The sequence below is a fragment of the Methylobacterium sp. genome (assembly GCF_019750675.1).
Classification (GTDB): Bacteria; Pseudomonadota; Alphaproteobacteria; order Rhizobiales; family Beijerinckiaceae; genus Methylobacterium.
Genome location: NZ_JAIEOF010000238.1, coordinates 1 through 16,039, shown reverse-complemented (window position 1 = coordinate 16,039; position 16,039 = coordinate 1). Strand labels below are relative to the sequence as shown.

Annotated in this window: 12 protein-coding genes; 5 read left to right on the top strand and 7 right to left on the bottom strand. The window is 69.7% G+C overall.

The window, feature by feature from the left end:
* Nucleotides 1–21: 21 nt before the first annotated feature.
* Nucleotides 22–987: a UDP-glucuronic acid decarboxylase family protein gene (locus K2X24_RS12355; protein WP_292498419.1), complete on the top strand. Its 966-nt coding sequence runs from the start codon at nt 22–24 to the stop codon at nt 985–987.
* Nucleotides 988–1,028: 41 nt separating this feature from the next.
* On the opposite strand, the gene K2X24_RS12350 is transcribed toward K2X24_RS12355, so the two are convergent.
* From K2X24_RS12350 to K2X24_RS12330, 5 genes are all read right to left on the bottom strand, one after another.
* The gene (locus tag K2X24_RS12350; protein WP_292498416.1) at nt 1,029–1,985 is read right to left on the bottom strand and encodes a hypothetical protein; all 957 of its coding nucleotides are present in this window, start codon (nt 1,983–1,985) and stop codon (nt 1,029–1,031) included.
* Between the two features lies 1 nt (nt 1,986).
* Nucleotides 1,987–3,318 carry an O-antigen ligase family protein gene (locus tag K2X24_RS12345; protein ID WP_292498414.1) on the bottom strand — a complete coding sequence of 444 codons (1,332 nt, stop codon included), beginning with the start codon at nt 3,316–3,318 and terminating at the stop codon, nt 1,987–1,989.
* Nucleotides 3,315–5,471, bottom strand: a complete 2,157-nt coding sequence (locus K2X24_RS12340) for an exopolysaccharide transport family protein (RefSeq protein WP_292498412.1) — start codon at nt 5,469–5,471, stop codon at nt 3,315–3,317. The genes K2X24_RS12345 and K2X24_RS12340 overlap by 4 nt, the downstream gene beginning before the upstream one ends.
* A 211-nt stretch (nt 5,472–5,682) precedes the next feature.
* Nucleotides 5,683–6,888 (bottom strand): GNAT family N-acetyltransferase, encoded by a 1,206-nt coding sequence (locus tag K2X24_RS12335; protein ID WP_292498410.1) that lies wholly within the window; start codon nt 6,886–6,888, stop codon nt 5,683–5,685.
* A 10-nt stretch (nt 6,889–6,898) separates the two neighbouring features.
* A complete protein-coding gene (locus tag K2X24_RS12330; protein WP_292498408.1) occupies nt 6,899–7,765 on the bottom strand; it encodes a polysaccharide deacetylase family protein in 867 nt (288 codons plus the stop codon).
* 687 nt (nt 7,766–8,452) lie between these two features.
* Here K2X24_RS12330 and K2X24_RS12325 point away from each other — a divergent pair.
* Genes K2X24_RS12325 through K2X24_RS12315 form a run of 3 tightly spaced genes read left to right on the top strand, consistent with a single transcriptional unit; the run spans nt 8,453 to nt 12,842 of the window.
* On the top strand, nt 8,453–10,378 hold the full coding sequence (locus K2X24_RS12325; protein ID WP_292498405.1) for a right-handed parallel beta-helix repeat-containing protein: 1,926 nt from the start codon (nt 8,453–8,455) through the stop codon (nt 10,376–10,378).
* Nucleotides 10,375–11,520 (top strand): glycosyltransferase family 4 protein, encoded by a 1,146-nt coding sequence (locus tag K2X24_RS12320; RefSeq protein ID WP_292498402.1) that lies wholly within the window; start codon nt 10,375–10,377, stop codon nt 11,518–11,520. The genes K2X24_RS12325 and K2X24_RS12320 overlap by 4 nt, the downstream gene beginning before the upstream one ends.
* A 50-nt stretch (nt 11,521–11,570) precedes the next feature.
* Nucleotides 11,571–12,842 carry a hypothetical protein gene (locus K2X24_RS12315; RefSeq protein WP_292498400.1) on the top strand — a complete coding sequence of 424 codons (1,272 nt, stop codon included), beginning with the start codon at nt 11,571–11,573 and terminating at the stop codon, nt 12,840–12,842.
* 63 nt (nt 12,843–12,905) lie between these two features.
* Here K2X24_RS12315 and K2X24_RS12310 read toward each other — a convergent pair whose 3' ends face one another.
* Together K2X24_RS12310 and K2X24_RS12305 are read right to left on the bottom strand one after the other, a co-directional pair.
* Nucleotides 12,906–13,736 carry a WecB/TagA/CpsF family glycosyltransferase gene (locus K2X24_RS12310; RefSeq protein WP_292498398.1) on the bottom strand — a complete coding sequence of 277 codons (831 nt, stop codon included), beginning with the start codon at nt 13,734–13,736 and terminating at the stop codon, nt 12,906–12,908.
* Nucleotides 13,733–14,989: a glycosyltransferase family 4 protein gene (locus K2X24_RS12305; RefSeq protein ID WP_292498396.1), complete on the bottom strand. Its 1,257-nt coding sequence runs from the start codon at nt 14,987–14,989 to the stop codon at nt 13,733–13,735. Before K2X24_RS12305 ends, K2X24_RS12310 begins: the two co-directional genes overlap by 4 nt.
* 537 nt (nt 14,990–15,526) lie before the next feature.
* On the opposite strand from K2X24_RS12305, the gene dps reads away from it, so the two are divergent.
* Nucleotides 15,527–16,039 (top strand): DNA starvation/stationary phase protection protein Dps (gene dps / locus K2X24_RS12300; protein WP_292498394.1); only part of this gene is annotated, 513 nt, incomplete at its 3' end.

Here is a 16,039-nt window from a genome sequence, read left to right as displayed (position 1 = left end):
GCGATTAGGCCGGCATCCGACATGCGGTACGGAAACACGAAGAAGATCCTCGTCACGGGCGGGGCCGGCTTCCTCGGCTCCCACCTCTGCGAGCGCCTGCTGGAGCAGGGGCACGAAGTCCTGTGCGTCGACAACCTCTTCACCGGAAGCCGTCGGAACATCGCCCGGCTGCTGGGCGACGCGCGCTTCGAGTTCATGCGCCACGACGTGACCTTCCCGCTCTATGTCGAGGTGGACGAGATCTACAATCTCGCCTGTCCGGCCTCGCCGGTGCATTACCAGTTCGACCCCGTGCAGACGGCCAAGACCAGCGTCATCGGCGCGATCAACATGCTGGGGCTGGCCAAGCGCCTGAAGGTGAAGATTTTCCAGGCGTCCACGAGCGAGGTCTACGGCGACCCTGAAATCCATCCCCAGCCGGAGGAGTACTGGGGCCGGGTGAACCCGATCGGCTACCGTTCCTGCTACGACGAGGGCAAGCGTTGCGCCGAGACGCTGTTCTTCGACTACCATCGGCAGCACCACATCCCGATCAAGGTGGCGCGGATCTTCAACACCTATGGGCCGCGCATGCATCCCAACGACGGGCGCGTCGTCTCGAACATCGTACTGCAGGCCTTGCGCAACGCGGACATCACCCTCTACGGCGACGGATCGCAGACGCGCGCATTCTGCTACGTCGACGATCTCATCGAAGGCTTCCTGCGCCTGATGGCGACCGGGCCCGAGGTCACGGGGCCGCTCAATCTCGGTAATCCGGGCGAGTTCTCGATCCGCGAGCTCGCCGAGCGCGTGATCGAGCTGACGGGGTCGCGCTCGCGCCTCGTCCACCGGCCGCTTCCCCCCGACGACCCTCGTCAGCGCCGGCCCGACATCACCAAGGCCAGAGCGCTCCTCGGGTGGGAACCGACCGTTCCCCTCGACGAGGGCCTGGGCAAGACCATCGCGTATTTCGAGCGCTTCCTGACCGAGACCGATTACGGGTGATCGTCCCGCCGCACCTCCCTCCGGATGGGCGTCCCGTCCGGTCAGATCTCCGCGACGCGGCGGTCGGGGCGGCGCAGCATGCGATCGAGCAGCCGCTGCACCCGCAGGCTGAGGCGCTTGCGGCGGAACATCGCCTCGTAGTCGCGCAGGAACCGGCCCGGGTCCGGGGCCTTGCCGACCTGGGCGGCGAGGAAGCCCTTGTCGGACGGCAGGTGCAGGATCGCGCAGGTCGCGGCGTCGGTGAGGGAAACCTGCCGATGATAGGTACGGCTCGACCACCAGCGCACGATCTGCGCGCCGCGCCCGGGACTGCCGCAACCGAGGTCGTCCACGGCGAGACCGTCCGCCATGGCCCGGTGGATCGCGGCCGTGACCACCATCTCGTCACCCACGTGGTGCAGGGCGTCGAGGGCGCCGAGGTAGCGCGGGAGGCAGGCGTCGATGGCCTGCGTGAGCGTCCGAAACCGTTCGCTCGGACCCGCGATGAACTCGCCGCCGAACCAGAGCGGCCGCTGCACCGCGATTCCGGCGATGCGCTCGAGGTCCGCCCGAACGCGGGCAATGCCGTAGGCGGGGTAGATCTGCTCGGAGATCTCGTAAACCGACAGGGCATCGGAGAGCGAGAGCGGGCGTTGAAGGACGCAATCGATGTCCACGAGCCCGACATGGCTCCCGAGATCGCCGCGGGCGAAGGCTCTGAGGACGTCGAGCTTAAAGTGAGCGGCGTAGAAGGGTGTTCCGGGGGGAACCACGGCCTGGAACGGGATTTCGACCACCCCGATCGCCCCGCAACCGAGTGCGTTGAGCCGGGCCCGGACGAGGTCGGCATCGTTGGTGATCAGCGAGAACGCCACGCCCTGGGCCGCGAAGGAGCCATGACAGGTGGCGGCGCAGCGCAGGTAGGTGTCGATCGCGTCGGCCCGCCGCGCGAGGTTGACGCCGCCGCTGGTGGCGGCGTCGAGGTAGAGCAGCCCGTAGAACCCGTAGCGGCTTGGCATCTCAGGCTCCGACGCGAGGACGATCGGCCGCCCGACGCGGTCCGTAGACCCGGCCGCCGACCAGGAAGGCGTAGAAGAGCAGGATCGTGGCCAGGCAGTTGTGCCGCATGAACTGGAAGTCCGTCGCGGAGGAAGCCGTGAACAGGATCAGGATACAGCCGAGGATGTCCGCCGACGATCCGAGCGACCGATTGGCGCTGACCCGCAGTCCCATGACCAGGAGGACGATGTAGGCCGCGAGTCCGAGATAGCCGAGCACGATGAGCACATCGAGGGCACTGTTGTGAAAGTTCGGCGTAAAGAAGAACTCGAAGTAGGACCACAGGTCCCACACCTGCGAGTAGGGATCACGCTGGAAGAAGCCGCCGTAGCCGTAGCCGATCCAGGGATGCTTCGCGATGTAGCCCGGGGCGAGGGCCCAGAAGTCGCCGCGCCCCGTGAGGTTCGAGGAGCGCCCGAACAGTTCGGTGACTGCACCCACGTCGATGTGCGGCAGCAGGACGGAGATCAGCAGCGTCGCCATCCCGACGACGAAGAACACCGCGCCGCGCAGGCGCGGGGCGGCACGCGCCGTCGCGATCAGCATCACGGAGACCGCCAGGGCGAGGATGGCGGAGGCCGAGTTGGCCAGGACGAGGGCAACTGTGCAGAGCGCGAGGCCGATCCAGCGCCAGACCGGGGATTTCGAAAACGAGCGCGGTTGGAAGAGCAGCACCAGGAACGCCGAGGCGGCGTTGATGCCCATGTGGATCTTGTGACTGAAGACGCCGCTGAACTCGCCCGCCGTGAGAAGGCCGGGCCGATCCGGTTCTGTCGTGACCAGCTCGGGGATGATGACGAGGAGGACGAGGGAGAAGGCGATGCACGGGACCACCACCCGCGCCAGGGCACCCAGCAGGACGTCCGGATGGACCTGCGTCGCGAGGGCGTCGGCGATGACGATGTTGGCGACCAGCATCACGCAGAACACGAAAGCCTGAGCGGGCTGATAGGCCCAGGTCGCCGAGGCGAGGACGTAGAGGGCGAACGGGATGAGAAGCGCGAAGCGCGGCTCCAGGCCCTGTCGCCAGAGGCTGCGCAGCACCACGACCCCCGCGATCGCGTAGAGAAGGATCCAGCCGAGCATGTTGACGATGTCCGCGCGGGAATCGTCGTTGCCCACGAGGCCGGCCTCCTTGAGGGCGCGGGGCTGGAACGAGAAGTTGTAGAACGCGGTCGAGGCGAGGAACATCGCCAGGATCGCGAAGGCCATGCGGGCGACGCGCCAGCGATCCGCTGCGCGCGCCGGCACCGAAACGCTTGCGTCGTGCAGGGAGGCGGTCGCGGCGTTCACGCGGGCGTCCCCGTCGGACTCACCGTCCGGGCCAGGACCATGCCGGCGAGGGAGAGCCTGGCCGCTTCGCAGTGGCCGATCGCTTCCTGGACGGTGGCCTTGCGGCCGCGCTCGTTCTCGACGACGAGCAGGCCGGCATCGGCCGCCGCGGCGACGAGGGCCAGGGATTCGGTGGGCGCCGACCCGAAATCCAGGATCACGAGGGCGTAGTCGGCGAGTGCCTGCCGCACGAGGCCGGGCAGGCCCGAGCCGCCCATGCGTCGTAGGTCGTTGGCGGCGGTCGCGTCGGCGGGCAGGAACCCGATACCGTCCTCGCGGATCGGCCACTCGGCCTCCTCGAGGCTGATCCGCCCGGCGCTGCAGGCCCCCAGCCCGACCGCCGCGTCCAGTCCCAGGAAGGCGGTCAGGCCACGGGCACCGACGGCGGCATCGATGAGGAGCACCTTCGCGCCGATGCTGGCCGCGGCCCGCGCCAGATCCAGCGCCACGAGGCCCGACATGGCGTCGGCATCCGTGGACGCCACACCGATCGAGCGTGGTCCGCCGGGGCGCCCGACGCCGAGCCGGTCGATCAGCTCGAGCCAGGGCCGCGCGTCCGTGCGGTAGAGGTTGGCGCTTCCCGGATGGACGGCCCGGGTCGCCACGGGAACGGAGCCGAGGATGCGCAGCCGCGAGGTCTGCTCGAGGTCGTTCCGCGAGCCGACCTTGCCCGCCATCAGGTCGAGGGCCGTGAGGCCGCCCGCACCGACGATCAGACCACCGATGGCGGCCAGGGCCAGGATCAGCGAAGCGGGCGCGTTCGACGACCGCTCCGGCGCGACGGCCGGGGCGACCTTCCGGATATTGGTCGAGTTGAGGAGGGCCTGCTCCTGCAACTGCCGGCTTCGGACCAGGGCGGAATTGTAGACGGACCGGCTGGCCTCGGCCTTGCGCTCCAACTCCCGCAACTGCACGAAGGCGTTGCTCGCCGATGTCGCGGTCCGGCTCTGGGCCTCGATCTCGCGGGTGTAGAGCCGCTCCGTCTCCCGGGCGCGGGCGAGGTCGCTGCGGGCCGCCTGGGCGAGGCGATCGATCTCCTGGTTGATGCTGGTCTGCGCCTCCTGCACCTCGCGGCGCAGGTCCACGAGGTCGGGGTGCCGGGGCCCGAGCTTGTTCTCGAGGCTGGCATAGCGACGCTTGACCTCGGCCATCTGCACCCGAAGCGCCGTGATGGTCGCGGAATCCAGGCTCTCCAGGCTGCCCTGGCCGCGATTGATCTTCGTGAGGCCGTCGACGCGCGCCTGGGCCTCGGCCACCTGCGTGCGGGCGCGGCCGAGCTGGGAGTTGAGTTCGGCCAGTTGCTGATCGCTGAGGAGCCGCCCGCCCGCGTTGACGAGCTTGTTCGAGACCTTGAACTCCTCGACCGCGTCCTCGGCCGCGCGGACCCGGGCCTGCATCTGCTTGATGTTCCCGTCGATCGACGCGCTGGAATTGCGCGCCAGATCGGCCTGCGCCTCGGCGCTCTCCGTGATGTAGCTGTCGACCACCGTGTTGGCCACGAGGGCGCTCTTGCGGGCATCCGCACTCGTCATCGTGATCTCGACGACGAAGCTGCGCTCGATCCGGCGGATGGCGAGGCGATCGCTCAGGACCGCGACGGCGCGGGCCTTCAGGTCCGGCGCCGGCTTCTCGCGGGTGCCGAGGAACGCCGTGAAGACGCCCTTGACGGCACCGATGGCGTCGCCGACGAGCGAGGATTTGGTGCCGTTGAATTCCGGGTCCTCGGTGAGGCGGAGCTTGTCCACCACCCGCTCCAGCAGGTCTGTCGCCTTCAGCACCCGCATCTCGCTCTCGACGAGGTTCGTCACCGCGTCGGCGGATTGGGCCGACGGCTGCACCTCGGTGTCGAGGACCTTCAGGCCGCGCGGATCGATGATGATCTGCGCGGTCGCGACGAACCGCGGCGTGCTCGCGGCGACGACCGCGAGGCCGATGCCGAGGGCGAGGAGGACGGTCAGGATCAGCCAGCCGGCACGCCGACGCAGGATCGCGCCGAGATGCCGGAGGCTGATGGTCTCGGCGGACCCCGCGACGGGCACAGGCTCGATGGTGTGCGTCGGCTCCGGTCGTGCCATCAGGACGCGGGAGAGGTCGGCGATTTCAACGCTCTTCATCAGCTGCACCGGCCTCGCCTCCCCGAACGCGTCGTCCCGTATCCCGGCATCTGCGCCGAGGTCGTGTCCCGCTTTGGAACGCATGTGTTCCAAAATTCGGGCGGTACCCCGGCGGGATCCGCGCCGTAGGCTCCGGTCTGCATGGCGTGAGCCAGGGACCCGTCCGCGTTCCGGACCCGCGCGGCGAAGCGATCCTCGGGCACGGGGTATCTCATCGTCCGCTGCCCCGGACCGCCGAACCCCGACGCTCGGCGATCCTGGTCCGGAGCCGATGGATGGCGGGCCGGAGGCGCCGCTTGAGGTCGAGCCGGGCGAAGTGCAGCACGGTCGCGAGGTGGCCCGGCCCGATGAGACCGAGCCGAGACCGGCGCGTCACCACCGTCTGGAGCGGGATGCAGATGGCGCCCACCTGCGCCTTGTAGGGCAGGTCGCCCCACATCAGGTTGAAATCCACGATTCCCGCCGCCCGGGAGGCCTCGATCGAGTTGATCAGCGTGATCTTGCCCAGGCTGCTCGTTGGATAGCCCGGGTGATACCCGTGCGTCAGGAAATAGGCCTGATCCCCCGAACGGCAGATGAGATCCGCGGCCAGGATCGTATCGCCCATCGTCAGGATGGAGGAATGTCCGACCTCGGACGCCACCGCCGCGAGGCGCACGGTTTCGCTGTCGTCGATGCCGTAGCGCCGGCCCTGGCCCTCGATCCGGATGCGGCCGAACGCGGTGATCGCGTCGAGAACGCTCCGCTGCGGAGCGGCCTCGAAGCGGAGCGCCACGCCAGGGTTGTCGCGCGCGAGGTTGCGCAGACAGCGCTTGGTGTTGGCGACGACCTTGGGCGGGACCTGTGCCTCGCGCTCCGGCAGGGGCAGGCGCCAGTTGTTCTGGTAATGGAACACGAAGCGTCTCGGTCCCCGGGGGAGGGGGCCGGTGAACTCGACGTCCTCGAACACCACGAACCCCGCGCCGGCCTTCGCCATGAGCCGGTCCGCGAGGGACGAGACCAGCGTCTCGTCGACCCGGGCGAGGCGTCCTTGATGGATCAGGCCACCCTTCGCGCGGGTGAAGACGAGGCGCGGCGCGTCGCGCCCGGGCTGGGCCTCGACGAGGAGGAGCGCGCCGGCCTCGTAGGCACGCAGATAAGCCGGCTCGGTGAAGAGGGTCGAGGGCGCCGCATCGGCGTAGTGCGACGCCTCGGCGGTCGCGAGGCGCAGGCCGCCATCGGCGCCGAGGTAGTCCGCCGCGGTGAGGACGCGACGGCCCGAGGGGCCGCGCGGGCGCTCGGCCGGCGATGCCGTCGCGTCCGGGGCGGATCGTGCCATGGCGAGGGACCCACTCATCTCGATCTTTCCGGTCTTTGCGATCTCGCCGTTGCGCCCGTCGGCCCGGTCGCGCACGCGGTCCTGAACATGTCCGGTCATCGTGTCGGCATCAGGCGGCGAGGGGCGGCGGCACGAACCGCCGCTCGGCGCGGGTGGCGTAGTAGACGACCGTGCTGATCGGCCAGCCCGGCTCGAAATGGTGGCGCGGCAGGTAGCGGGGCATGCCCTCGCCGGCCTGGAGCGACCCGCGCACGCTCGAGAAGATGGCGCGGTATCCGCTGGCTCTGGCGCGTGCGAGCGCCCGCTCGCTCATGGAGGTGGTGCGTCCGAATGGCCAGGCGAAGCTGGTGCAATCGCCCGGCAGCCGTGCCTCGACCGCCGCGCGGCAACCCGCGATCTCGGCATCGAGTTCGTCCTCGGAGAGCTGAGAGACCTCGCGGTGCGTCAGGGTGTGCGCGCCGATCTCGACGTTTTCGCGAGCGAGGCCCGCCAGAGTCGCCCAGTCGGCGAGCGGCAGCGGCCTGGCGTAGCGAGCGTTGCGCCGGAACGTCTCGCAGGCATCGGCGGGCTTCTCGATGAAGGCGGGACAGACCATCAGGGCGTAGGGGATGCCGGCTTCGCGCAGGATGGGATGCGCCTGGCTCGCGATGTTCTCGAAGCCGTCGTCGACGGACAGGTGGAACAGGCGTCCCCGTCGGCGCGACGATCCGTCGACGAGCGACACCAGCTCCGCCGTCGTGATGAAGTCGCCCTCGCGCTTCAGGGCTGCGAAGAGGCGGGTCGCGTGCTCGCGCTCCTGCGGGAACAGGTAGTGGAAGGTCAGGCAGCGGACCGTGTCGGAGGTCCGCTCGTAGGCCAGAGGCCGGATACGATCCATGATTCCGCGCAGGATCAGGCGCTTGACCCGGTCGGACAGCCCGGCCGGCGGCGTCATCGCCTCGGCCGACGTCGCGTAAGCCGGGGACAGGCCAGGCATGGAAGAATGGACGTCCATCGCGGAAGGCCGGTCGCGCTGGGAGTCTGCCTCTGTCCACACGGTGCCGTGGAGGGTCTGCATCGCGATCGAGCGCTCCGTCGATAAGCCGCCAGGAACCCGGAACGGGCCTTGAGGCGCCTCGGACAGTTCCGAATTCGTCCGCGGCCGATGCCTCCGTGGGCGACGGACCGGAACAAGGCCGACCATAGACCGAGAGGGTAAAGGAACGCTCGCATTGGTTCCGAAAAACGCCGTATGGTTACCAATATATTCTTGTTTACTCACCGAAACTTATCTGTCTCGAAATCCGTTATATTGGCGTTCCCCTGATCCGTGCTTGGTTCAGTCCTGAACATGACCGTGCCATCTTGTGGCGACAGGATCCGGCATTCCGCCTGCATTGGGGCCGTCGATTAAGCGGTTCGTCGATCCATTCGGGCCGTCCGCGCGTCTTCGAGAATGAGGCCCATGACGCTGCCCCAGTCCCGCGCTTCGACCCCCGGCCGCGATGTCCCTCGACGGCATCGGGTTGGGCCGGCCTGTCTGGCCGCGATCGGCCTGCTCGCAGGCGCGATAATTCCGTTCGCCGAAGAGGCTGATGGCGCGACCGCCCAGCGCGCGGCCGGATTCCAGATCCGGGTCGATCCTGGCGCGAGCCCCTCCGCCGCGACGGCTGGGCGGGAGATCGTGGTCGCGACGCTGGAGGAGGCCCTCGCCCGGCTTCGGCAATGGCGACGGACGGGGCGCGACGGAGAGGGGCCTGCCCTGATCGCGTTCGCCGGGGGCATCCATCGCCTCGCCGAGCCGGTCCGGATCGAGGAGGGCTTGGGCGGGCGCCCGGGTCAGCCCCTGATCCTGCGCGGGGCTGCGGACGGAACCACCCGGATCGTGGGTAGCGTTCCGCTGGCGCTCGTCGACGAACCTCTGCCGGCCGGTGTCGATCCGGGTCAGCGCGGCCGCGTGCGCAGCTACCGCCTGCCGCGCGCCGCCGCCGAGGAACCCAGCATCAACGTCCACCGCATCCACCCGGTGCCGGCGCCGCCCCTCGGGCTGGAGATCTTCGACGCGCAGGGCGCGCTGACGCCGGCCCGCTGGCCGAATGTCGGGTGGGCGCGGCTCGCCCTGCCGCCTGAGCCGTCGAAGCGGAAAGAAGCCACGGACCTCACGATCCTGCTTCCGGAGGCGCGCGCGGCTCGCTGGCGCGACGAGGGCGACCTCTGGATCGCCGGGTATCTCGGTCAGGACTGGTCCTTCGAGACGCTGCCGGCGCTGGCCCTGCCCCCCGCCGCGAACCGGCTCGCTCTGCTCGGCTCGCCGCACTATCCCCTCCGTCCGAAGGACCGCTTCTACGTCGAGAACGCCCTGGCGGAGCTCGATGCACCGGGCGAATGGTGGCGCGATACGAAGCGCGGCCTCGTTCTCCTGATCCCACGGACGGAGGCGTCGGGACCGATTGAGGTCTCCGTCGCTTCGGGGCTGATCGCGATCGACGGGGCCAGCCACGTTCGCCTCGAAGGGCTCACCCTCGAGCGCACGCGCGGCGACGCCGTCGTGGTGACGGGGGGCGAGGACGTCGTCCTGGAGGATTGCACCCTGCGATGGACCGGCGGACGCGGCCTCGTGATCACGGACGCCGTCCGCTCGGGCCTCCGGCGCTCCGTGGTGAGCGAGACCGGCGAGGGCGGGGTCACGCTGACCGGCGGCGACCGGGCGAACCTCGTCCCGGGCGGGAACTTCGTCGAGGACAGCGTCCTCGTCCGGTTCAGCCGCCTGGGACGGACCTACAAGGCGGCGGTCTCGGTGGACGGCGTCGGCGCGCGGGTCACGGGCAACCTCATCGCGCACGCGCCGCACCTCGCCATCCTGTTTCAGGGCAACGATCACGAAATCGCACGCAATGAGATTTACGATGTCGTTAGGGAATCGTCGGATGCATCAGCGATCTATACGGGGCGCGACATCGCCGCTCGGGGCACGCGCCTGACCGGAAACTTTCTTCACGACATCCGCCCCGAACCCGGGTTCGAGGTGAAGGGGATCTATCTCGATGACATGGCAAGCGGATTGAGCATCACCGACAATCTGTTTCTCCGCGTCGACCAGCCGGTCTTCATCGGCGGCGGCCGGGACAACACCGTGACGGGCAACACCTTCGTGGGCTCCTCGCCCGCTTTCTTCCTCGACGGGCGCGGCGAGGTCTGGCCGGGGCCGCCGATCACGGATTCGACGAACACGGTGCGGGCGGCCTTCGACGCGGTCCCGGCGACCCGGCCCCCGTGGTCGACGCGCTATCCCCAGTTGGCCGGTCTGTTGTCGGACCGGCCCCTGGCCGCCAAGCGCAACGTCTTTCGCGACAACCTGCTCGTGTCGAGCGGCGCGCCGCGGATCGAGGCCGGCGCCGATCCGGGCCTGCAAACGGTCGAATCCAACCGGACCGTGGACGCGCCGGCGGCCGCGCAGGCTCCGACGTCCGCCGCCCTCGAACCCATGCTCGCCACGGATCGCACCGGTGCGCGCGCGCTCGACGCATTCGACCGCGTCGCGAGCCTCTCCCGAATCGCCTCCCTCAAACGACGGGCCGGCCACCTCCTCACACGCGACGGATCTCCATGAAAGTCGCTCTCCTCACCAACATCGTCACCCCCTATACCCACCGGCTCTTCGAGCGGATGGGTCAGAGCCTGGGTGGCGACCTCTCCGTCTTCGCCTGCAGCGAGACGGAGCCGGAGCGGCACTGGACCGTCGCGCCGGCCCGGTACTATCGCCGCGCGGCCCTGGCGGGTCTGCGCCTGCACCGGTCCTATGTCAGCCACATCTACCTCAACCCCGGGATCGTGCCGGCACTGCTGGGGACGCGCTACGACGTGGTGGTCCTCAGCGACTTCTCGCCGACGATGATGATGGCCTGCGCGGCCGCCCGCGCGCGTCGCATTCCCGTGATCATCTCGACCGACGGGCAGCCCGAGACCGATCCGGGGCGGCATTCCCGCATTCACCGGCTGGCGCGCCGCGCCATCGTGCCGCTGTGCGCGGCCGGGGTCGGGGCGAGCCGGGGCAGTCTCGCGCTCCTGCAATCCTACGGCCTCGCGCCCGAGGCGTCGTTCCTCTCGCCGATCGCGCCCGGCTGGGATTTCGTGGGTTCGCCCCCGAGCTTCGACGCGCGGCCGTTCGATCTCCTGTTCTGCGGCCACCTCGACGACGATCGCAAGGGCGCCCTGTTCTTCGCCGACGTGGTCGATGGCCTCGTGGCACGGGGACGCCGCCCCACGGTCCGCGTCGCCGGAGACGGTCCCCTGCGCGACGCCTTGGCCGAACGCCTGCGGGCGGCCGGCGTGGAGGCGCGGTTCGACGGGTTCCTGAGCCAGGAGACGCTGGCTGAGGCCTATGCGTCCGCGAAGGTCTTCCTGTTTCCCTCGCGCGGGGACCCCTGGGGGCTCGTGGCGAACGAGGCCATCCAATGCGGCACGCCGGTGATCGCCTCGGTGCACGCGCAATCCAGCCTGGAGCTGGTGGGCCCGAGCGGGACCGGGCGGGTGCTTCCGCTCGTGGTGGCGGATTGGACCGAAGCCACCGAGCGCTACCTCGACGACCGCGCGGCGTGGCAGGGCGCCCACGCCGCCGCCGTCGCGGCGACCCGGACCTTCTCGATCGACGCCATGACCAACGGCTTCATGGCGTCCTTCGACTACGTCACCGCCGGGTCGGGCGGGACGCCGTCCGGTGCTTTGGGCGCGAGTCTCGGACGGGCGGAATGATCCATCCGTCGATGGCCTCTCCGGCCCGGCGCGGCTCTCCGGGAGCGCTCATGCGCAGCATGGTCCTGCGCCTGTGGTCGGATGCCTGGATCTGGTCGGCGGGTGTGCAGGCGCTGTCGAGCGGCATGAGCCTGGTCGTGTCCGTCGTGGCGGCCCGACTGCTCGGCGTCGCGGATTTCGGCGTCTACGCGCTGGTACATGCCGGCGTCGCGCTCCTCGGCGTGTTGCAGTACCAACTCGTCGCCGGACCGATGATGATCATGGCTGGGCGCCGGACACGGTCCGCCGACTACTTCGGCACCGTGGCCCGCGCGGCGATCGCGGTCTCGCTCCTGGTCGGCGCCGCGATCGCGATCTATGCCGCCGCCCTCATCGAGCGGCCGGCGGGGAGCGGCGCCTGGGCGCTGCCGCTCGCGAGCCTCGTCTACGCCGCCGGCTACATCGTGCATGACAACGCCAAGCGTCTCGCCTTCGCGCGCGGCTGGTCCCGGGCGGGTTTCGCCTACGAGTTGGCGCGCCACCTCGTGTTCGTCGCCCTGCTCTTCGCGGTTTGGCTGATTCACGGGGTGGACACGCCGATCCTGCTCGCCTGCGGAGGCGTCTCCGCGATTCTGGCCTCGCTTCCGGCCTTTCTCGACGCGCTCAGGACCCGCACGCGGGGCAGCCTCCGGCGTACCGTCGGCCGTCACCACTGGCTGCTCGGGCGCTGGCTCGTTCTCGTCGTCTTCGTCTCGGCGGCCCACGAGCAGATCGTCACGATCCTGGCGGGATCGCTGATCGATCAGGATGCCTCGGCGGCCCTGCGCGCCGTGCAGGTGCTGTTCGGACCCCTGCTCGTCCTGATGATGAGCCTCGAGAACATCGTCCCACGCCAGGCCACCAACCGGTTGCGGGCGGGCGGGCGGGCCGCCCTGGCCCGCTATCTCCTGCGCGTGCTCGCCCTGATGGAAATCCCGATCCTCGTCATCTGCCTGATCCTCAGCCTCTACGGAGCACCGATCCTCGGCTGGCTCATGGGCCAGGGCTTCGCGAGCTTCGGACGCGTGGCCGCCATCATGGCGCTGGCGCCGCCCGTGACGATGTGCCGGGAGATCGGGGTTCTCTACCTGCGCACGACCGGCAACACGCAGGGCGTCTTCTTCGCGTTCCTGACCAGCGCGGTGGTCACCGTGGCGGCGATCTACCCGCTGATCCATACCTACGGCCTCGAAGGCGCGGCGGCCTCGGCGATCCTCGGCCACGGCGTCTCGACGGCCGTCATCCTGTTCCAGGTCTGGCGGCTGCGGCCCGGTCTCGAGCGTCCCTCCGCCGCGTCGGCCTGACGCGAACCCGGAGAAAGAAGGGGCCGCCCTCGCGCGGGCGGCCCTCGGCTTGCGATCCCGATCCTACGGCTCGCCGGACTTGCCGCGATCGCGCGCCACGATGGCGAGGAAGCGGGGGACCACCGTGGCGTAGCGGCGGCCCAGGCGGCGCGGCTCGCGGATCAGCCGATACAGCCATTCGAGACCGAGCCGCGTCATCGCGGCCGGCGCCCGGGGAATCGTGTTCAGATTCACGTCGAAGGCCGCGCCCACGCCCATGGCGATCGTGCCCGGCAGGAACGGCGCGTGGGCATGCATGAACAGTTCTTGCTTCGGCGTGCTGAGCCCGATCCACAGGATCTGCGTGCCCGCCCCGCGGATGCGCCGGTGCAGCGCCTCGGATTCCGGCTCGGTCAGGGGGCGATAGGGCAGGGTCTCGTGCCCGGCGATCGCGACGCCCGGCGCGCGGCGCGCCATCTCTTGGGCCAGCGCCTCGGCGACCCCCGGTCCGCCTCCCAGGAAGAAGTGCTTCCAGCCCTCGGCGAGGCCGGCGCGGCACACGGTCTCCACCGATTCGATGCCCGGAACCTGGGCAATCTTCGCGTGGCCGCGCAGGCGCCCGATCCAGGCGAGGGGGCGACCGTCCGCGCAGACCAGGAGCGCGGCGTGGTGGGCCGCCATCACGTCGGGATCGTCCTGCGCCCGGACGATCCCGTGCGCATCGCGGAAGATCACGAAGGTGCCGGGCGTACCGGGCCCGCGCCGGAGGCGCCGGCGCATCGCGTCCACCAGCCCGGTCATGTCGGTGACGGAGACCGGAACGCCGCCGAGGGCGTAATGCGCCACGTCGGGATCATGGCCCCAGGCATGGCGCCCGGCCGTCTGCCGGAAGGGTTCGGATGCGGACAGGATCATGACGCCTCTCGCTGGCGGCTGCTGGCGCGGGCGGCGATCGCCTCGCGGTAGATCGGAAGGGCACGGGCGGTGACGGAGGCTTCGGTCCACTCGCGCTCGTAGACGCCGCGGCCCGCGCGGCCCATGGCGCGCGCCTCCTCGGGTGCGTCGATGATCCGGTCGAAGGCGCGCGCGAGGGCGTCCGGGTCGCCGGGCGTGGCATGGAGGCCGGTCACGCCCTCGGCCACGAGGTCGGGCAGCGCGCCGATCCGCGACACCACGACGGGCGTACCGACGCTGAACGCTTCCGCGATCACCATGGGCAAGCCTTCGTAGCAAAGTGAGGGCACCACCACGGCCTCGGCCGCGCGCATCGCCGCGCGCACGCCGTCCCGGTCGCGGGGGCCGAGATAAGTCAGATTCGGGACGCCGCATACGAGGTCCGCGAGGGGACCGCCGCCGATGATCGAGAGCGGCGCACGGGTCCGACGCGCGGCCTCCACCAGGGGCGCCACGCCCTTCTCGGGGCCGAGCCGGCCGACATACAGGATGCCGGCGCGCGGGCCGTCCGGCCCCGTGCCCGGGTCGGCGAGGCCGTTGGGCTTGATCCGGATCCGATCCCCGGGAAGTCCGGCCGCGACGAAGCGGGAGCGCGCGAAATCGGTCAGCGCGATGAAGCGATCGACATCCCGGGTCCAGGTGCCGGCGCGGCGATGCACGTCGATCATCCGCGCCACCGCCAGGGATCCGAGGCGCGATCCCCGGTAGCAGGCGTGGCGGACGGCCTGGTAGGGCGAGCCGCCGACACAATCCTCGCAGGGGCGCGCATCCCGCATCAGGATGCCGTTCGCGCAGGTCACGCGGAAGTTGTGCAGCGTCTGCACCGTGGCGGTGCCGGTGGCGCGCACGGCCGCGTGCATGCCGGGTGAGATCCTGGGGAAAACGTTGTGGGCGTGCACCACATCGGGCCTGAAGGCACGCGCGGCCTCGAGCACGGCGGCGATTCCGCGCGGGGCGTAGGCGGCCTCCCAGGCGGTCCTCAGCTTGTCGGTGGCCGTGAGGATGCCGTCGTTGTCCAGGAACAGGGTCTCGACGCTCTGGCCCGCCCGGCGCAGGCTCGCGACTTCCTGCTCGACCACCGCATCCTCGCCACCGCGGACCTGATAGCGATTGTGCACCACGAGGATGCGCAAGGGTGCCACGGTGCCGTCTCGCGACGCGCCGGAGCCTTGGCCCGACCGGACGGCGTCGCGCGCCACGGCGTCGTCTTTCACCGGGGGATCGTCCGAGCGGTGAAGCGGCATCGAAGCTGTCTCTGTCATCGCCACATGCCGAGCGTTTTCCTGAACGGTGCGTGCTTTACCAAGGTCAGCGCGTGTCGAAACCGTGGGGACGAATGCCCGAATCGTCGGCAATGAACGTCCGGTCATCGTCCTGATTCAAGGTACGGATTATCTAGCCGCCCAGGTCTTAAGAATCGCTCGGCGCCACCCACGATCCATTGACATTCGGATTTACGATTCTCTCACCACCGCGGGCTTTGATTGCTCGGGACTCCGGAACCTCCGGGATCCACGCCGAGCGGGGCCTGCCGGGTCGCTTCGACCGCGCGCCGTAGGCAGGTGCCATGTGTGTTCCGCATGCACAGGAACACAGGCCGGACGACGCCGTTCTATGCCTGAGCGCTCGGGCGGACGACGCATGCCGCCGCCAGCCCGGGACCAGGTTCATGAACATCGACGTCGCGCACCGCATCCGCCGAGGGGTTGGAACGCCGGCTGCCGGTTCGTCGAAACCGAAAGGACGACAGAATGGCTGATTCCAAGGTTCAGGCCGGCAACCAGCGTCTCCACGAGACCCAGAATGGAACGAAGTCGAACGCCAAGAAGGTCTCGATCGACGTGCTGAACGCGCGTCTCTCCGATGGCATCGACCTCGCGCTCGACGTCAAGCAGGCGCACTGGAACCTCAAGGGTCCTCAGTTCATCGGCATCCACGAGATGCTGGACGGTTTCCGCACGGAGCTCGACGACTACAACGACAAGGTCGCGGAGCGGATCACCCAGCTGGGCGGCACCGCGCGCGGAACCGCACAGGCGGTGGCGTCGGCCTCGCAGTTGAAGCCCTACCCCCTCGATGCCTATGCGATCGCCGACCATCTCGCCGCGCTGATCGACCGCTACGGCGTCTACGCCAACGCCGTCCGCCAGAACATCGACGAGACCGATGAGGCCGGGGATGCCGGAACGGCCGACCTCCTCACCGAGGTCTCCCGTGGCGTCGACAAGCAGCTCTGGTTCCTCGAGGCGCACGTGCAGGAGCCG